This window comes from Lysinibacillus sp. GW823-FHT06C08, assembly GCF_058795135.1.
This window is the reverse complement of the sequence record NZ_JBXAHN010000007.1, coordinates 178,899-202,199: the sequence shown is the minus strand read 5'-3', so window position 1 is coordinate 202,199 and position 23,301 is coordinate 178,899. Positions and strand designations below refer to the sequence as shown.

General features: G+C 38.2%; 24 protein-coding genes. 9 read left to right on the top strand and 15 right to left on the bottom strand.

Annotation, left to right across the window (positions count from 1 at the left end; translation table 11 throughout):
• From AC1Q6O_RS16790 to AC1Q6O_RS16770, 5 genes are all read right to left on the bottom strand, one after another.
• Positions 1-747 (bottom strand): GNAT family N-acetyltransferase, encoded by a 747-nt coding sequence (locus AC1Q6O_RS16790; protein WP_008179973.1) that lies wholly within the window; start codon positions 745-747, stop codon positions 1-3.
• Positions 728-2,401, bottom strand: coding sequence for a GNAT family N-acetyltransferase (locus tag AC1Q6O_RS16785; RefSeq protein WP_492401779.1), 1,674 nt, complete (start codon positions 2,399-2,401; stop codon positions 728-730). The genes AC1Q6O_RS16790 and AC1Q6O_RS16785 overlap by 20 nt, the downstream gene beginning before the upstream one ends.
• A gap of 1 nt (position 2,402) precedes the next feature.
• A complete protein-coding gene (locus tag AC1Q6O_RS16780; RefSeq protein ID WP_089986195.1) occupies positions 2,403-3,533 on the bottom strand; it encodes a glycosyltransferase family 4 protein in 1,131 nt (376 codons plus the stop codon).
• Positions 3,534-3,543: 10 nt separating this feature from the next.
• On the bottom strand, positions 3,544-4,179 hold the full coding sequence (locus AC1Q6O_RS16775) for a sugar transferase (RefSeq protein ID WP_008179979.1): 636 nt from the start codon (positions 4,177-4,179) through the stop codon (positions 3,544-3,546).
• 141 nt (positions 4,180-4,320) lie between these two features.
• A complete protein-coding gene (locus AC1Q6O_RS16770) occupies positions 4,321-4,770 on the bottom strand; it encodes an SACOL1771 family peroxiredoxin (protein WP_008179981.1) in 450 nt (149 codons plus the stop codon).
• Between the two features lie 276 nt (positions 4,771-5,046).
• On the opposite strand from AC1Q6O_RS16770, the gene AC1Q6O_RS16765 reads away from it, so the two are divergent.
• A complete protein-coding gene (locus AC1Q6O_RS16765) occupies positions 5,047-5,697 on the top strand; it encodes a 3-ketosteroid-delta-1-dehydrogenase (RefSeq protein ID WP_446936301.1) in 651 nt (216 codons plus the stop codon).
• A gap of 60 nt (positions 5,698-5,757) precedes the next feature.
• Here AC1Q6O_RS16765 and AC1Q6O_RS16760 read toward each other — a convergent pair whose 3' ends face one another.
• Together AC1Q6O_RS16760 and AC1Q6O_RS16755 are read right to left on the bottom strand one after the other, a co-directional pair.
• Positions 5,758-7,371 (bottom strand): GNAT family N-acetyltransferase, encoded by a 1,614-nt coding sequence (locus tag AC1Q6O_RS16760; RefSeq protein WP_096364911.1) that lies wholly within the window; start codon positions 7,369-7,371, stop codon positions 5,758-5,760.
• Positions 7,372-7,519: 148 nt separating this feature from the next.
• Positions 7,520-9,208 carry an FAD-dependent oxidoreductase gene (locus AC1Q6O_RS16755; RefSeq protein ID WP_492401777.1) on the bottom strand — a complete coding sequence of 563 codons (1,689 nt, stop codon included), beginning with the start codon at positions 9,206-9,208 and terminating at the stop codon, positions 7,520-7,522.
• A gap of 228 nt (positions 9,209-9,436) precedes the next feature.
• On the opposite strand from AC1Q6O_RS16755, the gene AC1Q6O_RS16750 reads away from it, so the two are divergent.
• On the top strand, positions 9,437-10,123 hold the full coding sequence (locus tag AC1Q6O_RS16750) for a ZIP family metal transporter (RefSeq protein ID WP_233301568.1): 687 nt from the start codon (positions 9,437-9,439) through the stop codon (positions 10,121-10,123).
• Positions 10,124-10,194: 71 nt separating this feature from the next.
• Here the strand turns inward: AC1Q6O_RS16750 and AC1Q6O_RS16745 are convergent, their stop codons facing one another.
• Positions 10,195-11,256 (bottom strand): S-layer homology domain-containing protein, encoded by a 1,062-nt coding sequence (locus AC1Q6O_RS16745; RefSeq protein WP_089986199.1) that lies wholly within the window; start codon positions 11,254-11,256, stop codon positions 10,195-10,197.
• 334 nt (positions 11,257-11,590) lie between these two features.
• Between AC1Q6O_RS16745 and AC1Q6O_RS16740 the strand changes: the two genes are divergently transcribed.
• Entirely contained in the window at positions 11,591-12,487 is an 897-nt protein-coding gene (locus tag AC1Q6O_RS16740; RefSeq protein WP_492401776.1) for a multicopper oxidase domain-containing protein, read from the top strand.
• Positions 12,488-12,714: 227 nt separating this feature from the next.
• The gene (locus AC1Q6O_RS16735; RefSeq protein WP_492401775.1) at positions 12,715-13,614 is read left to right on the top strand and encodes a 3-hydroxyacyl-CoA dehydrogenase; all 900 of its coding nucleotides are present in this window, start codon (positions 12,715-12,717) and stop codon (positions 13,612-13,614) included.
• A gap of 51 nt (positions 13,615-13,665) precedes the next feature.
• Here AC1Q6O_RS16735 and AC1Q6O_RS16730 read toward each other — a convergent pair whose 3' ends face one another.
• Positions 13,666-13,863, bottom strand: a complete 198-nt coding sequence (locus tag AC1Q6O_RS16730) for a hypothetical protein (protein ID WP_008179990.1) — start codon at positions 13,861-13,863, stop codon at positions 13,666-13,668.
• A gap of 3 nt (positions 13,864-13,866) precedes the next feature.
• On the bottom strand, positions 13,867-14,373 hold the full coding sequence (locus tag AC1Q6O_RS16725) for a sigma-70 family RNA polymerase sigma factor (RefSeq protein WP_052301748.1): 507 nt from the start codon (positions 14,371-14,373) through the stop codon (positions 13,867-13,869).
• Between the two features lie 217 nt (positions 14,374-14,590).
• On the opposite strand from AC1Q6O_RS16725, the gene AC1Q6O_RS16720 reads away from it, so the two are divergent.
• Both AC1Q6O_RS16720 and AC1Q6O_RS16715 read left to right on the top strand, forming a co-directional pair.
• Positions 14,591-14,746, top strand: a complete 156-nt coding sequence (locus AC1Q6O_RS16720; RefSeq protein ID WP_081936992.1) for a YvrJ family protein — start codon at positions 14,591-14,593, stop codon at positions 14,744-14,746.
• A 106-nt stretch (positions 14,747-14,852) separates the two neighbouring features.
• Positions 14,853-15,116, top strand: coding sequence for a hypothetical protein (locus AC1Q6O_RS16715; protein WP_139150975.1), 264 nt, complete (start codon positions 14,853-14,855; stop codon positions 15,114-15,116).
• Positions 15,117-15,145: 29 nt separating this feature from the next.
• Here AC1Q6O_RS16715 and AC1Q6O_RS16710 read toward each other — a convergent pair whose 3' ends face one another.
• Both AC1Q6O_RS16710 and AC1Q6O_RS16705 read right to left on the bottom strand, forming a co-directional pair.
• Positions 15,146-15,655, bottom strand: a complete 510-nt coding sequence (locus AC1Q6O_RS16710) for a GNAT family N-acetyltransferase (RefSeq protein WP_008179994.1) — start codon at positions 15,653-15,655, stop codon at positions 15,146-15,148.
• A gap of 60 nt (positions 15,656-15,715) precedes the next feature.
• Positions 15,716-16,564 (bottom strand): pyridoxamine kinase, encoded by an 849-nt coding sequence (locus AC1Q6O_RS16705; RefSeq protein ID WP_170844120.1) that lies wholly within the window; start codon positions 16,562-16,564, stop codon positions 15,716-15,718.
• Positions 16,565-16,739: 175 nt separating this feature from the next.
• Between AC1Q6O_RS16705 and AC1Q6O_RS16700 the strand changes: the two genes are divergently transcribed.
• Positions 16,740-17,291 carry an ECF transporter S component gene (locus tag AC1Q6O_RS16700; protein ID WP_089986204.1) on the top strand — a complete coding sequence of 184 codons (552 nt, stop codon included), beginning with the start codon at positions 16,740-16,742 and terminating at the stop codon, positions 17,289-17,291.
• A 140-nt stretch (positions 17,292-17,431) separates the two neighbouring features.
• Positions 17,432-17,872 (top strand): cell wall hydrolase, encoded by a 441-nt coding sequence (locus tag AC1Q6O_RS16695; RefSeq protein WP_025116607.1) that lies wholly within the window; start codon positions 17,432-17,434, stop codon positions 17,870-17,872.
• A 219-nt stretch (positions 17,873-18,091) separates the two neighbouring features.
• Here the strand turns inward: AC1Q6O_RS16695 and AC1Q6O_RS16690 are convergent, their stop codons facing one another.
• The 3 genes from AC1Q6O_RS16690 to AC1Q6O_RS16680 all read right to left on the bottom strand — a co-directional run bounded on the left by AC1Q6O_RS16690 (position 18,092) and on the right by AC1Q6O_RS16680 (position 22,235).
• On the bottom strand, positions 18,092-20,338 hold the full coding sequence (locus AC1Q6O_RS16690) for a 5'-nucleotidase C-terminal domain-containing protein (protein WP_258954743.1): 2,247 nt from the start codon (positions 20,336-20,338) through the stop codon (positions 18,092-18,094).
• A 251-nt stretch (positions 20,339-20,589) separates the two neighbouring features.
• A complete protein-coding gene (locus AC1Q6O_RS16685; protein WP_090003076.1) occupies positions 20,590-21,849 on the bottom strand; it encodes an MFS transporter in 1,260 nt (419 codons plus the stop codon).
• Positions 21,850-22,001: 152 nt separating this feature from the next.
• Positions 22,002-22,235: an amidase family protein gene (locus AC1Q6O_RS16680; protein ID WP_258954748.1), complete on the bottom strand. Its 234-nt coding sequence runs from the start codon at positions 22,233-22,235 to the stop codon at positions 22,002-22,004.
• A gap of 300 nt (positions 22,236-22,535) precedes the next feature.
• Here AC1Q6O_RS16680 and deoC point away from each other — a divergent pair, with 300 nt between their 5' ends.
• Positions 22,536-23,180, top strand: a complete 645-nt coding sequence (gene deoC / locus AC1Q6O_RS16675; RefSeq protein WP_402796485.1) for a deoxyribose-phosphate aldolase — start codon at positions 22,536-22,538, stop codon at positions 23,178-23,180.
• The last annotated feature ends 121 nt before the right edge of the window (positions 23,181-23,301 follow it).

Genomic DNA, 23,301 nt, shown 5'->3' with positions numbered 1-23,301 from the left:
CTACTTCCTCCATTTTTGCACGCCTAGTAGCAGTGCGCGTATTTTTGATTGGGTAATGTAGCCTGAGTAAACATTGACAACCTGTCCACCAAAGCTTAGTTTGAATGCACGTACATTCCGATTATCGGTTAATTCACCCATATCATATAAAACAAAACCTTGCTCCTTAAAATGAAGAAGATTATGCCAGATTAAAAAACGATTGGCATAGCGGTGTGGTCTCTTTAAATGTGGAGATATGGCTGATGCCGCACAAGTTGCTTCATAATAAGACATTGCTTTATTCTCATGTACAATATCCAGTCGATAGCTTAATGTTTGTCCACAAATACTTTGAATTTCAGATAATAATAATGCTCCCTGTTTGTTGAGAAGCATGATCGTATCCATTTGAGATTTACCAATACCCTCAAGCTTTTTTCTTTTAGCAAAATGATTATAAAATTGCTGAAAAGTTCGTAAGTTTTCGACAGAAGGTTCTTTATATAAAATAACTTGATAATATTCTTTATGTGCGCGTCGTAATATTTTACGGTTTCCTTCAGAAAGTGCTAAGTACAATGACAGCTCATGCCCTTGAAGATCGATATGAATCGTTTCACTTTTAACAAGCTTTCGACTTGGGACAAGAGAATTTGTATAGCCTATTACTTTCATGGATTTTCGAACATTGGCTGGCTTTTCTAGAAAATAAAAATGCTGCATCGCAATATTCCACCGCTTACTTTTAATGGACAGAATGAACATCGCCCCCACTCTCCGTATTTTTTTGTACATGTTGTCGCTCAAAACGAGCTACTTTATAATGTTTTATTCGAGTAATAGGTTTATAGCCGAGCTGTGCTAAGCGCTTCCGTTTTCGCCATTGCCAAAAGCTTGCCGTTACCCACAGTGTTTGTCCAGGTTTGATTTTTCTGAAATAGGCCGTGATAATATCGATTTGCTTGAACATATCATAGTCTAAAAAATAAGTTTGCTTCGGTAACGCTTCTACTATTTGCAGTGAATCGACACGCCAATTTGTAGCGTGTAACGCGAATGCTGGTTTATTTGTTTCCGCAAAGGAATCCTTATAAACGATGTATCCTTTATAATAGAGAGCAATGACTTCTTCCTGATCAAGCTGCATCGCTTCCTGAATAGTCATTTCCTCAAATAAGTTGCCCACAGGTTGCTGTGGTGACACATCCTCTGCTGGAGATAATTCATAGAGCTCCACTTGCTTCAAACGAATAAACCTATCTACGAATTGTTGTCCATATTCTAGCCAATCTTTAAGCTTTCCATACTTTACTAAATAGCGGAATCGTCCAAGTTTGTTACGCTTCCAATCTACAAATCGCTGATTACTTTTTACATATTCCTTAAGCCGCTCCTTTAGTAGCAACGAACCTGTCACTAGCCTCGCACGTCTCGTACCGCCACTGGCAAGCATTCGTCTAGTAAAATCGATATTCGTACGCCAATCAAATTTGTAAGGCTCATAGCCAATACTCATATCAAATAGGCGATAATTAGCCGCGAATGTTCGCTGAATAGATTCCTGATTGACTATACGTCCCGGACCAAATACATTAAATGTCGGTTCGTGAGCAAGCGCATAGGTTACATAGCGTCCACGACAATAAAGTCCATATGTGAAAGCAATCCACTGATTTTCAAAGACAAGTGCATCGACCTCTACTTGTAGCGCCTCCCCATGAAGCATTGTTAAGCGCTCAAAAAAATCTCTTTTCTTCCCTTTTGTAAAGTCACTCGTATCCAGTTTTTTTGCCCATCGTCGATCAAATAATCGAAACATTTGCCATAGCTCGTCCTGTGCAGGGACTCTTCTTGTTAATGTGCCTAGCTTCCGGAGCTTTCTTTCCCGACGATCGACACCATGCATTTTTCGGCGTTGCTGGAAATGTTGAGGAAAGTCTACCTCGGAAAAAGCGAGATATGGAGTGACCACACGGAACATACTTATTCGTAACTGTCTTTCCACGAAATATTGTTCGATGACTTTAGTAGACTCTTTACTTTCCAATAAGCCGTGCAGTGAAAAAATGACGTGCCGATGTTTTTTAAGAAGCTCATCGAACACAAAGGTCGTTGTGTCCATTAACCATTCTTTTTTGGCAACAACCCCTGTATAATTGGCAATACTTTCACCTGCGAAGGTATACACCCTAATCCCCCATCGCCTAGTCACCGTAAAGGGGAAAAAGGCCAAAATGATTCCTTCATATTCCACAGCGAAGAGCTCTACTCGTTCTTTACGCCCTACTATTTGCCACCAATTATAAAACCAAGCAAATTCAATAAATGGGTTATCATTGTCCTCTTCCTCTAAAATGCCATCCCAAATTTCCTTGTACCACATGAGCTCATCATCTGTTCTAATACGTATTAATTGCAATTCAATCCCCTTTCTTTACGAGTTCTGAAACAGCTTGCTGATAGACCATTAATGTTTTTTGATACATCGGAGTAAACGTAAAATGCTGTAAGTAACGTCGTTCACTCGCATTACCCATTTTTTTACTTAAGGTAGCATCCATTAATAAATGGTGGAGCCTCTGCTTCAATAATTCTTTATCCTCACGCTCCACTAAAAAACCATTGTCATGATCCACCACTAACTCTTTAACACCACCCACATTTGTTGCAACTATAGGGAGACCTATACGCATCGCTTCAATAATAGAGATGGGCAAACCCTCCCAATCTGACAACAAAACAAACACATCACTTTTCTCCAAATAGCTGTGTACGTCGAATTGATCCCCCAAAAATGTTATGCGATCTGTTAAATTATGCTGTGCAACAAATTTTTCTAAAGCTGGCCGTAGAGAACCATCTCCAATCAATTGAAGCTGCCATGGAACATCTGTCAGTTCTGCTAATACCTCCAGCAATAGATCCTGTCTTTTTGGCACTTCAAAACGAGCAACCATCACTATGACTGGCTGCTCCATATAGGTCTTTTCTGTTGATGAATGACTGTCTATTGGGGCAATACCATTATGAATAGTTAGCAGTTTATGAGCTGGAGCAACCTTTTTCATGAGGGCTAGCTCCCGATCATAATCAGATACCGTTATAATTTTTGTGGTGAATCGTTGAACTGATTTTTCCATTCGATAATAAAGCACCTGTTTCTTTTGAGGAACACCTTCTGTAAAGCTCCAACTATGTGCGGTAAAAACAGTTGGGATACGCAGTAAACTTCCCACTATACGACCTATCACACCTGCTTTGGAGGAATGTGTGGCAACCACATCAGGTTGTATGCTTTTGAAGACGGTTCTTACTTGTAAAAATGCTTGGAAATCCTTTGTTAGATGAATAGCACGTTGCATAGCTGGAATAGGAATAACTGAAATTTTTTCCTCTTGTAAGCGCCAAAGGGATGGCTGATAGGAGCCTGTCACGACAGTCACTTCATGACCATCTTGCTTGAGCTGGATCGCTAAAGATTCCACATGCTTTTGCGCTCCACCGATTTTATCCATTCGTGTAATGAGCTGAACAATTTTCAGTACGGCCACTCCCCATCATTTAATAGGCACCCGTTCTTGCTACTACTACATAAAGAGTTTTCAAAACAATTTGGACATCCATCCAAAAGGAGTAATGATCCACATATTCAATGTCATATGAAATTTTTTGTCCATGGGAAATATTAGAACGGCCGTTAATCTGGGCAAGACCTGTTAAACCTGGTTTTACCTCTAGTCTCCTGGCCTGTAAATTGTTATAGGCATTTGTTATGGTTGGAACCTCCGGACGAGGCCCCACAATGCTCATTTCTCCTTTTAATACATTTAACAACTGAGGAATTTCATCAATACTTAGCTTTCGAAGGACAGCACCTACTTTGGTAATCCGTGTATCCTGTTCTACTTTAAAAAAATAGTCGTCTGGAATACCATTGGTACATATAGCTGGCATATTGACTGGAACTGCCTGTATACACATTGTGCGTAGCTTCCAAATAACAAAGCGGTGATGATCGAGGCCAGTTCGTATTTGTTTAAAAAAAATGGGGCGACCCGTTGAGATGAGTAAAATGAGGAATACAGCTAGCATTAGAGGAATTGTCATAAAAAGTAATAATAATGCCCCGATAATATCAAATATTCTTTTGCCATACTGACCATAGAATGTGAGATTCTTAGTTGTCGGAACGTGCACTTCACCATCCTTTGCATTTTTTTACTACTTAACACTATATATTCATTTTGAACATTTCTAGAACTATTTTAAGAAAAGTGCTTCTAGATGAAAAAAAGGAGTTATAACAGCGGCACTTGCTGAATAACTCCTTTTTTCTTATTATATGCACGCTCCTAAAATTTGGGCATCACATTCGATTACTACATTGCCTTTTAATGCCTTGCTAATCATACATGTTTGTTCCGCTTTTTGTGCGAAGCGAGCAATTTTCGTTTCAAGTTTTTCTGTTAAATTGTCCAATACTATTGTAGGCTTATGAACAATTTTTTCGTACGTAAAAACACCATTTACTACACTGACATACCCTTCAGACTGTAGGAATAAATCGTGTACAGCCACATCAGATCTTTCGAGAAGAGCAGCTAATGTAATTAAATAACAAGTCGCTGAAGCCCCTAATAACATTTCATCTGGATTGGTACCAATGCCTGGTCCATCCATCTCCTGAGGAATAGAAATTTGCGTTTTCAGATTGCTAGCATTGATCGTTCCCGTACCATTTCTTCCATCCGACCAAGTTAAGTCCATTGTAAATTTATGCTGAACCATTTTATATCCTCCTTTACGTACATATGACCATGAAAGAAGACGAGCCGTTATCCGTCAATAAAGATAAGCAAAACGCTAGAACGATAATAGCACATCCACTTTCGATACGGCTGTCTCTAACTCTACCACATTCTAAAGAGTATGCTCGAATAAGCGTACCGTTTTAAAATAGGAATATTTTACTTTACCAAACAAAAACTAACTATTATTTTACAAAAAACAATGTGACAAATTTTATGGTAGAATAGAATAAATAATTCTTTAGGAGATTTTAAAATGATTTTAACAAAGCAAGAAGCAATACAGGCACTTAAAAAGAACAAGTTTATCGGTTTTACTACTACAACAGGTAATATTATTATGAAAAAGATGAATAAAACCGATTATAATATTTTTGTTTTTGAAGAAGGAAAAGAGAAGCCATTACGTTATGTTGGTTCTATTATGAACGTTATGGCAACTATGAGTGATAAAGCATCGAATAAGGATTTTGTCATTGTAGAACAGCTTCCAACTCAAAACAACGTTGCCGAAACGCAAGCATCTGAAAACGAAGTGTCAGTCGAAGAGAAAGCTGTAGCATCAGAGGTAAAAGAAGTAGTCGTTGATGAGACAGAAAAAGTAGCAGTAGTCGTTGATGAAACAGAAGAGAGCCGTGCGATTGCAGGCTATGAAGATCTATATAAAATGACAGTAAGTGGTCGCATTATTACGGTACGTGAAAATCGTCCTTTAGCTCGTTGTAATGATGAATACGGCTTCCATATTGCGCGACTTACAAAGGACGGAAAAGCTTCCAGTCATAATGTCTTTGAACTGTGGAAACAAACATTCCCTGAGTTAGAGCAAACTCAATTCAAAGGTGCTTTAAAAACAAAATACGGGACAGGTTGTAAGCTAATCGATAAACCTGGTATCCATTTTTAATCTCATTCACTAAAATGTCTAAACTACAACCCTCAGTTGAAAACACTGAGGGTTTACTGTTTATAAATGAAATTCTTTTCGCCAATTGAACAACTTCACGATGTTAATTTGAGCCACTTTATGAAATCCTGCATGCTTCAGCTTTCGTCTTCTGCGCCGCTCATACCATGGAACTAACGTACAGACGGATCGCCCTTCACGCTGCACTTCCACAACTATTGCCTCTAATAGCTGAGTGTCATATTCTCGAATAAAAGACATATTGGCAGATAGCTCATACGTATAGCCACTCTCTTCTTCGCGTGCTATTTGATCGTGCCTTCTATAGACGATTTGATCTCCATCACAAAAAAATTGATTTCCCTTATAAAAATGCGCTATAAAAGCAGGCCGCTCATTCATCGTCATAATATCCTTCATTTGTAGCTCTTGAAAGGGCCTATATCCTTGATCTTGTTTTTGCTCCGCGATATAGATGTCTACTAGATGAATAGCGACGAATCGCTGAAGGGCTCCTTTTATTACACGGAACCATTGTCTTATTCGAGCATGCTTTAGAAAATACAATAATTCCCCTAACCTGTCTCTCTTCCATCTCACAAGCTGGTGATTGCCTGTTAATTTCCCTTTTACCCGATCTCGTAATACCATCCATGACCGAATAAAGCGCTCCGTTTTGCCTTTCGTACTCATAATAAATTTTCGTGTAAAATCAATATCGGTATACCATTGAAACTTATAGGGCTCATAGCCACTACCAAAATCATAGTAATGGAAGCCTAAATCTCGTGCCTTAAGCATATTTTCCTTTTCTATTAAACTGCCGGGGCCAAACCTATTGAAATCTGGCTCATGGCCCATAGCCTGACAAAAATTACGATCTCTACAGCATAAATCAATAGTAAAACCAATCCAATGCCCTTCAAATTGCAAGCTATCAACCTCGACTCTAAATGCTTCATTAGAGACATTAGCCAAACGTTCATAAAACAATCGAGTCTGTGCTTCGGTAAATCTGCTTTTGTCCAATTTCTTGCGCCATCTTCGCGTAAATAGCGTAAACATTTCATGAAAATGACTGACACCAACATCCTGAAAGTCGACGTGCCCAAGTAGTTTTAATTTCTTTTCATAACGCTTAATACTTTTAAACGTCTTACGATGCTTTTTCAAAAAATCATTAAGTGTCATCGATTGAAAATCTATAAATGATGTGACGGTTCGAAATATGGAATAAGGCATTTGGTATTCTATCGCATATTTCTCAAGCTGTTGGGAAGTATCTTTACTTTCAATTAGACCATGAAATGCGAGCAAATAACGCTTATATTTTTGCATGAACACCTTTAATATATAATGAATAGCCCGCTCCAGCCATTGCTTCTCTGCTATCACTTCCATATAAGTCGCATACCCTTGTCCTAAAAAACCAAAGTGATGAATTTTACCAAACCCCACAGAATGAACTAACGGAAAAAATGCCACTGCTTTACCTTGATGTTCGACTATAACTATTTCTACGTTGTCGTGTATACCAAGCGTTGCCCACCATGTTGTCACCCATTCGTATTCAATAAAAGGGTTATTATTTTTTTCTCGTTCGAGTATACCTGACCAAGTCCTTCGATAGGGCTCTAACGTTTCCATTGAAGTGATTATTTTATAATCTAGCAACGCACTGAATCGCTCCCTTTTCCGTTATCATCATCCCTTATTTAGTAGCCACTATATTCCTAGCAAGAAAGTATTAGAACAGGAATAGTCCATCAACGTGAAACCCTCCCCATTCAATTGAATAGGAAGGGTTTTGGTTTCGTCCACACTATACCTTTAAAAGTGGCTCCTCTATTTTGTTTACGGCATGGGCCATATGAGTCGTTGCTACATAGCTAAGTGTCATGCCAGGTCCAATCGTTGCGCCTGGTCCAGGATAGGTTTCTCCCATAATAGACGCCGAGCAATTACCTGATGCATACAAACCTTCTATTGGTTGGCCATCCTTTTTCACAACACGAGCAAATTCATCCACTACTAATCCACCCTTTGTACCAATATCTCCCGGATAAAGACGCAAAGCATAAAATGGAGCTTTCTTGAACTCTGCTAAATTAGGGTTCGGTAATGTCGGGTCTCCGTAGTAATTATCGTATGCACTATCGCCCCGATAAAAGTCATCATCATGACCATTCTGTGCAAAGGTGTTAAAACGATCTACCGTTTCTACTAAGCTTTCTACTGGCACATCCATTTGCCTCGCAAGATCGTCAATCGTTTCGGCACTTTTCACGATCCCATGGTCATACCAGCTTTTTGGAAATGCTTGTCCTGGAAACAGTCCTGTAAAAATATAACGACTTTTAGCAGCAGCATCAATAAGAATCCAGGAAGGTACAGCCTGTTTCGTCTCCTCCTGATGCTTGTACATTGTATCTACAAACTCATGATAGGGTGCTGCTTCATTGACAAAACGTTGCCCTGCACTATCTACTACCATCATATTTGGAACGCCCCGATCAGCCACAAGGAAGAATGGTTGTCCTTGTGGATCAATAACAGATGGTGCTCCCCATACCTTATCCATTAAATCGAGAGTAGCTCCAATTTTCACACTAGGTGCTATGATATCGCCTGTTTGCCCCATAGGCGAAGAAGTCCACGCAGCATTAGTAGGAGCAGGCAAATATTTTTCACGCAGTGCCTGATTATGTGAAAAGCCACCTGATGACAAAACAACGCCTCGCTTTGCCTCTATCCGCTGCTCTTGTCCATTACGTTCAACTATCACCCCAACAACTCTTCCATTATTCATGATGAAATCTTTAAAGGCCGTTGATAACCAAAGCTCTCCATTTGCTTCAGCAAGTGATAATCGTAGACGTGCCACTAATGCTTCACCTAGCGCTACGGGCTCGCTCTTGGTCACCTTGGATTTCACTAAACGCATTCCTAATTTCAACGCAGTCGTTTTCCCTTTGAATGTTCGCGTCATCATATTGACCTTATGAAACTCGTAACTATTCATCGTAAAGCCTTTGGTGGATAAAGTTGCTCGACGCATATGATCGGCCAGTGAGCCCATTTTTGTTAAATCGAAAATAAGAGGTTCAATGGAGCGTCCCTGCGACAAACCGCCCAATTTTTCAGGATAATAATCGGAATAGCCCTTGGCATATCGGAAGCGCATATGATTCGTTTTATTGTATAAAAATCGCAACATTTCTGGCCCTCTTGTAATATAAGCTTCCTTTAACGCTTCAGGCACACGATCACCTATTGTGGAATCTAAATATTGGCGTGCGAGTTCATGTGAATCTGGGACACCTTCACCTTTAATAACATGATTATTGGGAATCCATAAGGCGCCACCAGAAATTGCAGAAGCACCCCCGTAACGATCTGTTTTTTCAATCACTACTGATTTCAATCCTTGTAATTTTGCTGTTAAACCTGCTGTCAATCCCGCTGCTCCAGAGCCTACTACAATTACATCAAAACTTGCATCCCACTTCATTCAACCATTCCTCCCCTATGAGCTAAATCGATGAATATAATCTTTCTATTAAAAAGTATAGAATTAAACTAATTTTCAGTCAATTTAATATGTTCGCCATTTTCCTACATAAAGCTGGCATTCCATGTCAAGAAAGTTTGCTACAAGCATATTCAACTTTACATAGCATATATTTGGAAAAACAACTTTAAGTTTATGATGAGGCGGGGGATTTTACAGGTGAGTGCAATGATACTTGGTGGATTTCTATTTTTCAGTGTGAGCATAGGTGGCGCAATTGCCTGGATTTTCTCTAAGCTATTTCAACATACAACTCAAGGGCTGTCATTATTATGCGGAGGTTTTTTAGTAGGCTTACTCGTTCTAGATATTATTCCTTCTTCATTTCAAATCTATCAATCATTCGGAATTATACTTGGGATTTTTATTGGCTATTTCATTTTCCAACTATTAGATACTTTATTTCATGCTTCTCATGCGCAAAATCCCTCTGTCTCTCTACTAACCCTTGCTATGATTATTCATACTATACCGATTAGTCTTACTGTCGGTAATTTACTTGGCAATGCAGCACTAAGTATTTCTCTCACAGCCTCCATTATTCTTCACCATGTTCCTGAAGGTTTTGCTCTATCAACCGCACTCATTGCTCAAGGCGAAAGACTATGGAGACTTTTTATTTATTTCTTTATCTTTTCTATTTTCTTCAGTATTTTTATTTGGTTTGGGCAATATTGGGCCTTACCCGAAAAGGCACAGGGTATCTTAATGGGCATTTCTATAGGTTTGATTGCCACAGCCAGCATTTCTGAATTCATTTTACATCAACTTAAGTATGTCTCGTTCAAAGCTTTTTTTATGTATCTCATTTTAGGCTATATGCTAAGCTATATTTTCCATACACTAGTTGAATAAGCTACGAGTTGTAAGAGAAAAAAGACAAAGAACAAGCAATCCACCAGCATAAAGTGGATTGCTTGTTCTTTTTATTCCTCGTCACTTAATTTCATTAAAGTAAGTGTAAGAATTTTTGAAACCTCTGCACGAGTAAGATTTCCTTTCGGATTAAACTTACCATTCGTACCATTTAAAATGCCTAATTGCTGCAATAAGCCAATAGCCTCTACTGTTTCCTTGCGCATTTGATTTTTATCTGTAAATGTATTGTTGCTGCTTACTTGAGAAAGATCCACTTCCATGGCTTGTAAATATCTTGCTGTCACATATGCCATTTCCTCACGTGTAACAGGTTTTTTTGGCTCGAATTGACTACCATCGTAAATATCAATTAAGCCATACTCTTCTAAAATGGCTACTTCCTTCGCACCCCAAAAACCATTAAGGTCCGTATATGTAGCTGGTCCTTCATAATCTTCATTTACATTTAAGCCCGATGCTCTGAAAATAATTGCTGCCAATTCTCCACGAGTCACTTGTCCATTTGGATTAAATGTTGTGGCAGATGAGCCATTAATAATATCTGCTTGATAGAGTAATTGAATATAACTCTCCGCCCAATGTCCAATTGCATCCTTGAAGTACCCACCTGGCTTTAACTCCACATCTGCACGAGCAAATACTAGCAACATTTCATTTAAATCTGCCGCACTAATTACTTCCCATTTATTTGCTGTATAGATTTCACTCTTAAAGCCATTTCCAGTTTGCGTAATTTTAATTTGAATTGCATTACCGAATGCCTTCTTAATTTCTTCAAAGTTCTCCTTAAACTCTTTTTCTCCTTCTGGATAAAGGTTTGTACCATCTTTATAGGATTGAAGAATCGCATCTAGTGAAATTTTCACGGTTATATTTGTTTTCGTTGTAACGATTGTGACCTCATTATTTTCAAAGCCTACTTTAGATAGCAACAATATTTTATAGATATCCTGATAGGACATCGCCTGTAATTGATCAGTAGCTGCAACAGTTTGCTTTTGATGAATACTATTTGCAACACCTACTGCTTCCTGTGCATATGCCTGTCCGCCTAGTCCTCCTGTAAAACATACAATACTTAGTGCTCCCGCTAACATAATTTTTTTCATTACTATTTCCTCCTTCGATGTATAAATTCAGTGTACTAAATCAATAGTTAGCATTTCTATAAAAAAATGTAAATTCTATAATAATTATATAAAAGACCTATTTTTGTCCTATTATATTAGAACTACTCTTTTTTTCACTTACAACAAAGACCAAAGAGGAAACAAGATAAATTTTTATGGATTTAAGTATATGATGGGTCATTTACAAAACATGACTCCCCTATATATGCTACTAATGTAATAAATATGAATAATTAGGTATAAAGCAACTGGTCCTATATGTCATCACCATCCACATACAATAGTAGCAATCAAGCTTTCAGGAGGGTGCTAAATGGTTATTACCCCTGGTATTTCAGATTTGCCTTATAGGGTTCAAGTGGATGGAACAAAGTTTTTCACCTTGATTGCAGAGGAAATAACGTGGGAGCTCGTAGATGGGATATTTATTCAGGCATGGGGCTACAATGGTTCTACGCCTGGTCCGACCATTCGCGTTTTTCCTGGGGATCCTATTTGTATTCGGGTTATTAATCGGTTACCTGAAAAAACAAGTGTACATTGGCATGGCTTAATCGTGCCGAATGCTATGGATGGTGTACCACCTATTGAACCATCACCTTTTATTGAAACAGGGCATTATTTTGATTATCACTTTACGATAAAAAATCCACCTGGGACGTATATGTATCATTCTCATGTCAATGTAGCTGTGCAAGATAATGCTGGGCTATTGGGAGGATTTATTGTTGAAGATCCGAGCAAACAGAACCTACCACAGCATAAAGATTATTTATGTTTATTACAGGAATGGGCAGTTCATCAATTGCCTTGGGGAACTCTTACAAAGGGTACGTATCCTTTAAATTTTAAGAAACCAGAATTTAATTTTTTTACAATGAATGGGAAATGCTATCCATCCACCAAATCCTTCCCCGTAAATTTCGGTGATACCGTTAAAATTCGTTTTGGCAATATTCAAATGCATCACCATCCCATCCATTTACACGGCCATCAATTTCATCTTGTTGGCGCAGATGGCTTTCCGATTGATCGTCATACACAAATTGCCAAAAACACTATTCTTGTGGCATCTGGCGAAACGTGGGATATAGAATTTCTCGCCAATAATCCTGGTATTTGGCCTCTCCATTGTCATATGCCCCATCACGTTACCAATAATGGGGCTCCTGGTGTTGGGGGGATGTTTACAACAGTGAATTATGGTTAAGACATGGACAGCTTAGTTGCTGTTCTTTTTTATTTCTACAGTTATGTTTAGTCGATTTTGGGTACATACTTGAAAAGGAGCCATCCCACAAACTTTATATCATTATAATAATAGAGGCTATCATTTGATTTTTTATTATCTAAAGAAGTAGTATGTAGTTGTAACGAAGGATTTTTTACATATCCACACTATTATATTAATGTAACAATTTCAAAGGAGGAATTTCGATGAATTATCAAAACATTACGGTCGCAGGTAGCGGTGTGTTAGGAAGTCAAATTGCTTATCAATCTGCTTTTAAAGGTTTTCAAGTAACCATTTACGATATTAACGACGAGGCGTTGAAAAATGCACAGGATCGTATTACAAAATTGAAACCACTTTATCAACAAGACTTAGGAGCTACACAAGAAGAAGTAGATGCTGCCTATGCTCGACTAACATTTAAAAGCGACTTAGCACAAGCTGTTGCCGATGCTGATCTTGTAATTGAAGCAATCCCTGAAGTTGTCCAAATTAAAACAGAATTTTATACGAGCCTTGGCAAAGTAGCACCTGCAAAAACAATTTTTGCTACTAACTCATCTACTTTATTACCTAGCCAATTTGCAGAAGCAACGGGCCGTCCTGAGAAGTTTTTAGCGCTACACTTTGCCAATACTATTTGGAAAAACAACACAGCTGAAATTATGAAACACCCAGGCACAGATATGAAAGTATTCGATGAGGTTGTTGCATTTGCACGTGCAATCGGCATGGTTCCACTACCATTATATAAAGAGCAACCTGGCTATATTTTAAACTCATTGCTCGTACCATTTTTAGATGCCGCTGAATCTTTATTAGTAAAAGAAGTGGCAGATCCAGAAACAATCGATAAAACATGGATGATTGGCACAGGCGCACCACTTGGTCCATTTGCCATCTTAGACATCGTAGGTATCAACACTGCTTATAATATTGTTGAAGCAAAAGCAACGGCTACTGGTGATGAAAACATGAAAAAGCTAGCCAACCTACTGAAAACAGAGTATATCGAAAAAGGTAAGCTCGGTCGTGCAACAGGTGAAGGATTCTACACATATCCAAACCCAAGCTTTGCTGAACCGGATTTCTTAAAGGGTTAATGAAGAAAGAGCAATTGTCCGAGAACAAGGATAATTGCTCTTTTTTTTGGCTTATGTGAAGAAATCCCAAAAGCTAGGAGTATTGATAAATTCCTTCGTTGCAAGTTTTTCAATAATCTTTAATTTAATCTCCTGTTCTAAGTCTTCTCTTTCCTGATAGCTTGTCTGATGGAGACATTGTTTAATTTTAGGTGAAAAATTCTCGATGAATAGAAGTGACTCCTCATTATAGTTATTTTCCCTGTCCATCCGTTATCCCTCCTCTTTACGAAGCTTTTGTTGTAGTTTTTGTAATGCCTTGCGATGAAGATTCGATATATTTTGGGGTGTTGTTTGTAATGTTTCAGCAATCGCCTTTATCGAATAATCTTTCACATAAATCATTTCTAAAATTTGAAGCTGCTTATCCGTTAAGCCTTTCAAGGATTGAAATAGCTCTTCATTTTCAACAGCCTCTAGTAATCCTTCTTGAATGATTTCGTCCTTTCTCATCATCCCAGTCTCAAATAGTCCATCGTCTACAATTAATAAAAAACGGTCGTGCAATCTTCTCCTTTTTTTATCAAAATCCAAGCTATAGAAATAAATTAAATTACTGACATATTTTATTTTTTGAACATTTATATAATGTAATTGAAACGTCTCATCAACCCTTTTCATATTACAATCGGTTGGATATAAAATCGCTTTTTCAACTAAATAAAGATTTTTAGCATTAGCCAAAAAGCTTTTGATAATTGGATTTTTTATCTGTTCCATATTTCTGTAAAAAAACTCTTCGATCTTGTAGTTATCGTTTTTCATCATCATCACTCCTATCTATCCGCCTTCTTGCTAAATAAAGTGACTATCATCTATCTATTATAAACCAAAATAAGAACAAATGTTCTTAAAAATCAAAATCATATTGATTTTATGTCACTTAAAATCACTTTTACATACGTAAGACACAATATTGGTGAAGGAGGAAGATGTCATGCTAACACCCGAAAATATTCAAATGTGGATAAACCTAATTGGTAATTCAGGATTCCCAATTGCCATCACCATCTATCTCTTTGTGCGATTTGAAAAGAAAATGGAAAATTTAGAAGCTGTCATCATAAGAAGGTTAAATAAAAATGAGGAATAGTAAAAAAACACGGCAGCATTCTTTTAATGAATGCTGCCGTGTGATTTCGCACTACTCGTGCATACAATATATGTAAAAATAAATATTTCTGAGATGGGAGGGGATTATGATTACTCACAATACAATGGTATCAGCCGATATAGCCATGACCATTTTTTTCATGCTAGGCATTACTTATAATTACTTTTATGATTCATTCCCCATTCAAATTGAATACTTGGGCAATCTTGTATTTTGGCTGATACTCCCATTATCAATCATTATTGTTGCGCTAAGCATATGGTTACTGACAAAGAAAGTAAGCATGGTTAGCTCTTTATTAGCATTTTCTTTTGCGGTCATTACTATATTTATTTTATTGTTATATTGAAGTTCGTATAAAAGCCTTTGAAGATTTGATTACTTCAAAGGCTTTACATATAGAACCATATAATCTTCATCAAAGCATTGCTGGGCTATTTTTAAAGCTCTCTTCTCTGTCCCAAATATTTGAAAACCTAATGATGTGTATAGTCCTTTTGCCGATTCATTAGAAGATACTACGGTTAAATTAATTTGCTCTACATCTGCTAATTGTTTCCCTTGCTTGATTATTGCTTGCATTAAACGTTTACCTAAGCTAAGCCCTCGTTTTTCCGGAGACACATACACGGCAAAAATACTCGCCTTATGCTTTAGCTTCATTTTGCTTTCCTGCACCAATGTAGCAACCCCAAACAATTCATCCTGATCAAATGCTCCGAAAGTAAATGAACCTTGTGCTTCCAGTCTACTTGCAAACAACTCAAGCGCCATATCTCTTTCCTCTTCAAAACTTGAACCAAATGCCTCAGGATTTGTTTGTAATCCCTCTAATCTTAATTGACGATATGCCTCAGCATCTTGTGCTGTTAATAACCTAATTTCCATATATTTTCTCCTCCCCTTTTTACTAATCGACGAACAATGTTTGAAAACGGTAAAAACTTTCTAAACTAACAGCCGTAAAAACTGTTCAAAATGAACGCCTGCCTCACGAGGCACTTGCTCCTTGGATGTCGCCTCAATAGCAGCCGCTAAAAACGATTCTGCTAGCTTCATGGACTCCACTAAATCCTGCCCACGCATCATACCGCCCATAATAACAGATGCAAATAAATCACCCGTGCCCGAGTAGCTTTCACCATTATAGTCACGAATGCTATGGAAAGAACGGTTCGCATCGATAAACATATTCCCGACATAACGCTTGCTCTCCACTACAGGTGGATTTAAGCCAGTAATAATGACATGTGCCCCTGTGGCCTGCTGGAGCTGCTGCCCCGCCTCTTCTAGTGCCTGAATATAATCTCTTTCATGCTGATAGCTTTGCAACCTCTCAAATGACAAGCCTGTGAGCAAACAACATTCCGTCACATTAGGCGTAATAATATCTGCACACTTTACTAGCTCCTTCATCCGTTCCAGTAAGTCGCCCGTAAACATTTTATATACCTCACCGTGATCACCCATTACAGGATCAACTAGCAAGGTCGTATCCGTCGAGTGAAACACACCTAAAAAACGGAAAATATTATCGATTTGCTCTTTACCTGTGACAAAGCCCGTGTGAATACCGTCAAAGCTAGCCCCAAGTTTGCTCCACTCATCCACAAAGTAGTCCATTTTTGAGGTTAAATCCTCACAATAAAAGCTCGAATACCCTGTTTGTGCCGTTAGAATGGCAGTTGGCAATGGCACAGCCTGCACGCCCATCACAGATAATACAGGGATGGCAGCCGTTAGCGAGCACTTCCCAAAGGATGACATATCCTGAATTACAGCCACTTTTTTCATCATACATTCCACCTAACTCATCCTGTTTATACTCACCTCATCGTATCACAATTAGAAAGATGGGAAAATATCCTCCAACTGACCTCTAACTATTTTATAAAATTGACACTTTTATAACAGTCAGTCCTTTGCTAAAGTAAAAATCATCAAAATATTCATCATAGTGAGGAAGATAAAGATGCAAAATATACAAAGATCATCCTATACAAGACCACGCACGAAAACATTTGATTTAGTCATTACAGCCATTTTAGCGGCGCTTGTTTTCGTTGCTACCATGTTTATTAATCTCAAACTACCATTTGGTCAAGGTGGACTGATTCACTTAGGGACGTCCATGCTATTCATCTCAGCCATTTTATTTGGACCTAAAAAGGGGGCACTTGCTGGAGCCATCGGAATGGGCTTATTCGATATCGTAGGTGGCTGGTTAATTTGGGCACCCACTACTATTATTTCACGCGCATTACAAGGCTTTATCGTTGGTAAAATTGCTTGGTCAAAGGGATATAAAGGCGACCATATTGGTTTAAACATTTTAGGGGCTGTAGTATCCATGCCCGTAATGATTGCCGTCTATTATATCGGGCAAGCGATTATGTTCAATAGCTGGATTGCACCTTTAGCATCCATTCCAGGTGATATTATTCAAAACGTTGTTGGCCTAATTATCGCTATTCCCGTATGTGTCGTACTGAAAAAAACACCCTATTTCAAAAGGAATTTATAATAAAACACGCCATCCTGCTCTATTATTTTGCAGCACGGATGGCGTGTTTTCTTTGCTTCTACATAGAAAAATAGGTGATTTTCAGGATAAAGTGACATTCGCCTCGATCATTTTCATACTATATGGTGGAGGTGGTAAAAATGCCAAGAGTAAAATACCGCGATGCAGACGTTGCTTTAATGGCAAGGATGATGCGAGCTGAGGCTGAAGGTGAAGGACAGCAAGGCATGTTATACGTGGGCAATGTGATTGTCAATCGAGCTGTCGCATCTTGCTTGGACTTCAACGACGTGAGAACTATCGAGCAAGTCATTTATCAGGTACAAGGAGGAAACTATTCGTTCGAAGCCGTCCAAAAGGGCAATATGTTTTACCAACGTGCAAGAGAAACAGAAAAAAGATTAGCCAAACAGAACTTAGACTTCTGGCGTCAGCACCCAGCCAAATACGCCCTTTGGTACTTCAACCCATACGCCCCATGTCCCCCAACATGGTACGGCCAACCATTCACAGGTCAATTTAAAAACCATTGCTTCTATGAACCTGCACCAGATACTTGTGAAAGTGTTTATATGGGGTAGCTTTGTTTTTATTTTTAAAGGAACTGTCTAAATAACTGCTGTTACCTTTTTTTGTTCATATCTATTTCAACAGCTTATTAAAAAAAATGCTAGCACTATTCAATTCAGCCAATAACTAAAAAGGTTTCTTTATTTAATCCTACGCTATACCATTAAAATCAACCTATAATAAAGGCTGAAGAGAGTAGTAATAAAACTACTTCACTTCAGCCCCTTTCATTATTTACTTTTAACTTTTACATAGCGGCTATACACATAACCCGTTTTCTCTTTATAAGAAATTTTATACCAGCCTTGTTCTTCCCCTAGAATCGTTATTTCAGTATTTTTTGAAATTGTGCCATATACTTTACCTGCATTCGATGGTTTCGAACGAACATTTAAGTGATACGTTGTCACAATGCCTTTAGTTGGTTGTGGTTTATTAACAGAAGGCTTTGTTTTATCTGGCTCTGGTTTACTTGGATTTGTCGGTTTTTCCACTGGCTTGTCTGTTACTTTATCTTCCTCAGCTTTATGATGATTTATAGCTTTTACTAGCTTTTGATAAAATTCACCTGTCGTTTTTACTCCAGAAAATTGGCTTTCTTTGACGTTGGCCTTTGCTGCTAGCTTCCCTATTTCTTCCTTTGTTATGGCATCCTTGACATTAATAGATGCAATATTTGTATATTTTCCATCTTCCGTAGTAGGAATTGCTAAAATGTCTTGGTTAATTAATTCAACAACAGCAGCACGAGTTGGTGATTTTGTATCGACACCAATTATTTTCCAGTTATTTTGGATGACTGGCTCATAAACACCGTTCATCTCTTCTTTCAGGTATCGAATTGCTAGATTACGAATTGTTCCACCTGTTTCCCCATAAGCACTTTCATCTTTAGAGGACCAAGTCATATTGAACTTACGCCCTTCAAGCGCCTGACCTTTTGATACGAGAAAGTCCATTCTATATGCGTTCATACCAAGTTTTAAATGATCTTCCATTTTAATTGGCGTTCCATCTAATTTACGAAGATTTTTGATTCTGTTGCCTGGCTGCTCCGTTAAATCGATGTCATACTTTACATGACCAAAATAGTCATTTGTACTATATTTCGATGAACGTCTTGTTTTATCAAAACTAATCGTTACATCTCCATCTCGCGTACTATTAAAATAGCCCACAGCCCATTCCATATAATCTTTTAAATCTTTTCCTGTTACTTCATAAACAGATACTTCTCCGCCAGCAAATTGATAATTATAGGCAATATCCTTTTTCTTGATAGGACCTATGTTCAATGAAGCTTTGTCATTATCAATCTGATGCGCTACTACATCAGCCTTACTATAATGCAGCATTACCTCATGGAAAAAGTCTGATAAAGGTGTTTCTTGAATGTGTACTGTAGGAATTCCTTTAATTTCATTTTTCGGGACAAGATTTGTTCCTTTCAGCTGTGCCACTTCGATATTGGCATCTTCACGTGCAAACTCATGGTAAGGCTTTAATGTTTCTTCTAGTTCTTTATCAGATTCAACAAATGTGCCATCTTCGTTCTTTACAGGAATAGCCAAAGCGTCTTTTTCTTTTAGCAGCAATTGTTCGCCTTGGCGAGTAAATGTTAAATCAATTCGTGAAATATGTGTTCCATATTTATTAGGCTCTGTTATAAAAACGCCATTCACTTCTTCTTTATTAATCAGGACATGATTATGACCTGCAAAAATAGCTGTTAGCTCTGGAATGGCGTTTGCCATCTCCTTCACGCCAGTCCCTGGAATACCATTTTCATTTTCCAGCCCCATATGCATGAGGCCAATCATGACATCTACTTTGCCTTCTAATTCTTTGACCGCTTTTTTAGTCTCTTCAATTGGATTTTTGATCACTAGTCCATCTAGATGATCCGTGCCTTTTTCATACTCTGTAATCAGTGGAGTTACCATCCCGATAACACCGATTTTTACCCCTTCACGCTCAATAATTGTATATGCAGGTAAATAACGATCTCCATTTTCTTTATAAACATTACCAGCAAGTCTTGTACCATTAAATTGGCTAGAAACTTTATCAAGGATGTCTAAACCAAAGTTGAATTCATGATTTCCATATGTCCAAGCCTCATAGCCCATTTCATTAACAGCGACCATCATTGGTGATTGAGGCTGATTGTTGAATAATTCTGCAGAATTATCCTGTATTAAATCTCCATTTTCCAACAAGATTGTATTCGGATTATCGTTACGAATATCCTTAATAATTGTATATAATTGCGTTAAACTGCCTGTGAGATTTGGGCCATCCACCGCATAATCCCAAGGCATAGAACGGCCATGAATATCTGAAGTAGCGAGGAGTGTAATATGAATATCTTTATCTTCCTCTTGTGCATTTACAGGGGTTTGCGTAAAGAAAATCCCTGTGGCCAGTATCAATGCCACCATACTTAGTATAGATATAACTTTTCTAAATCTACTCATTTCCTAGTTTGCTCCCTTTAATTCTGAATTTTAAGATTCCTAATCAGTTTAGCATTTATGGTGATCACCATCCAGGTAAAATTAATCATAAAAGTAATAATAATGAATAATTTTAACAAATTTCAGCGTGATTAAGGGGAAAAAAGCTATAGTAAAAGGATATTTAACAAGCGCTTAATGCTCGCTTAAATACCCCTAATTTAGCAATTAAGATTGATATGACATTACCTTCGACTAGAGGTTTCGCCAAGTCATTGTAGGTCGGCTTTCATGTGCTGTTCCTTCAATAACAGTACTCCCATCAAGCCAATGGAGGAAAATACAACTGGGGTGATAAATCCATAATAGTACCCATCTCCTAAATAACCTGAAGTCGATTGAAAATAATCCAACACATAGCCAAAAATAATCGGTAGTAATGCAGCGCTTAAAAAGCCTCCTGTATTCGCAAAACCAGAAACGATACCAGATTCAGTGATAGGAAAAGTTTGACGAACAGCCGCGAACGTTAAGGCACTTGCTCCATATCCAAAGCCGATGATGAAGAATAGTATAATAAGAAGAATTAGGGACGGATGCCCCTTCCATAAGAGAAAGGATAACCAGCTCAATAAAACAGCCATTTGAACACCAATATAAGGCTTCTTAATCGTTTCTAACCGGCCAGCAAGCCAACTCGTTAAGGGAGCCCCGATAAGTGCTCCGATAAGACCAATCATAATTAGCTGACTCGCCTCTGAACGGGTCATCTCATACATATTGATTCCATAGGGGACAGCCCACGAACTGATAAAGCCTACATATCCCCCAACGACCCCGAAATGGCAAAAAAATAAAGCCCAAGCTTGTCGATTTGAAAATATTCTCCGTAATAAAACAGATGTTTTTTCACGTTGCACTACCTCAGCTTCAACTATCGCTTTTGCCGAAAAGATACGTTTCGTATTTTTAACAAGTACAAAATAAAGAAGAACACCACATACACATAATAAGAGTCCCGTTGAAAAAAATGAAATTCTCCAACCAAATAAAAGAATCAAAGTAGCAAAGGGAACCGTCGCCAATAAGAAACCTAGACTCCCAGTCATCCCTGCAAAGCCAATTAAACGCACAAATTCCTTCTTCTGAAACCATTGTGCCAAAATAAGCACCATATTCACCCAAATGGTTGCATCCCCTACACCAGTAAGTATTCTAGAAAAAAATAGGACGAATTCATGTGTCCCTAAACTATAAAGAATCGTACCTAGTCCTGTTAGGATAGCACCCATAATAAGAAAAAAGTTTGGCCCAAATCGATCAGCTAAAACCCCCATCGGAATTTGTAAACTCGTATACACAAAAAACTGGATACTCGTCAATAGCCCAATCGTCGATGCCGTCACCCCAAAATCCCTCATCAATTGGTCTGTAATTAACCCCGGAGCAGTTCGTTGACTGGCCATTACCAAATACGTAAACAATACAGCAACAAACACAACCCATCTATACCTGTGATGTTGTTTGTCCAATAATCACTACTCCTATTAGTTTTTTCTTTATGTATATGAATTGCTGGATGGGAGAAAGACCTGTTTCTTGTCGTAGTGTATACGCTGATGTAAAGGATACAGAAAACGCACCCGTCTACACTTTTGTCTCGACTGGGTGCGTTCATGCTCATCTATACTGCTGGCTGAGGCTGTGTTGTACTTACATGTACAGCAGGTTTACGACCTTTCCAAGGCATGGCTTCTTCTAATTGTCTACCGAGCTGTAATAATGTTAATTCATCGGCAAATTTACCTGTCATTTGTAGACCAATTGGTAAACCTGATTGACTTTCTGCCAAAGGCAATGATAATGAAGGCTGCCCTGTAGCATTAAATAAATTGGTAAATGGCGCATAGGTGAAAATTTGCTCCGTCCATTCAACTGCTGAAATGAACCTCTATCGAAAATTTCAAGTAACGAATCGCACCCAGCTACTAGCTAAATGTTTGAACTATATGTACCATATTTAATGTCGAGTATATGGAACTCAAAAACACCCAAAGTCCTAAACCGTATGTAGAATTTTAATGGATGGTGAAAAATCTATTAAACTGGATGGTCTAAAAAATATGAAACCCTTTAATATAGGTCATGTGGGTAGCTGAACATCCCCACAGAGCTTTTTAGTAGGGAAACATATTTTGAAGCCGGAGATGATATATATATGGACTATGCAAAATTAATAGACCACACCTTACTTTCACCTAATACGACAGAAAAAGAAATCATTCAATTATGCCAAGAAGCAAGACAATACGGCTTCGCATCTGTATGCGTGAATCCTACATGGGTAAGCTTATCTGCAGAACTATTACGTGAATCGGATGTGAATATATGCACAGTAATAGGATTTCCATTAGGTGCAAACACGACGGAAGCAAAGGTTTTTGAGACTTTAAATGCCATTGGTAACGGGGCTACAGAAATCGATGTAGTATTAAATATTGCAGAATTGAAAAATAACAAAAACAATATGCTAGTGGAAAAAGAGATTGCAATGGTGGTAAACGCTGCAAAAGGAAAAGCGCTAGTCAAAGTGATTATAGAAGCATGTCTATTAACGGATGAAGAAAAAATTCGTGCATGCGAATTATCCGTAAAAGCTGGCGCCGACTACCTTAAAACCTCCACAGGCTTTTCACTGCACGGCGCAACTGCTAAAGACGTTGCAATCATGAGACAAGCAGTCGGACCAAATGTTGGCGTAAAAGCATCAGGCGGTGTAAGTAACTTGGAAGATATTCAATTAATGATAGATGCGGGAGCCTCAAGAATAGGCACTAGCTCGGCTGTAAAAATTTTTAGTTAAAATGTGAAAAAACCGTCCAAATGGGCGGTTTTAAATCACTTTTTCCATATGCATCAAGAGAATGCCAATCAGCGATTATTTGAATGTCTCACTTAGCTGACTCGTCTCATTTACAGATGAG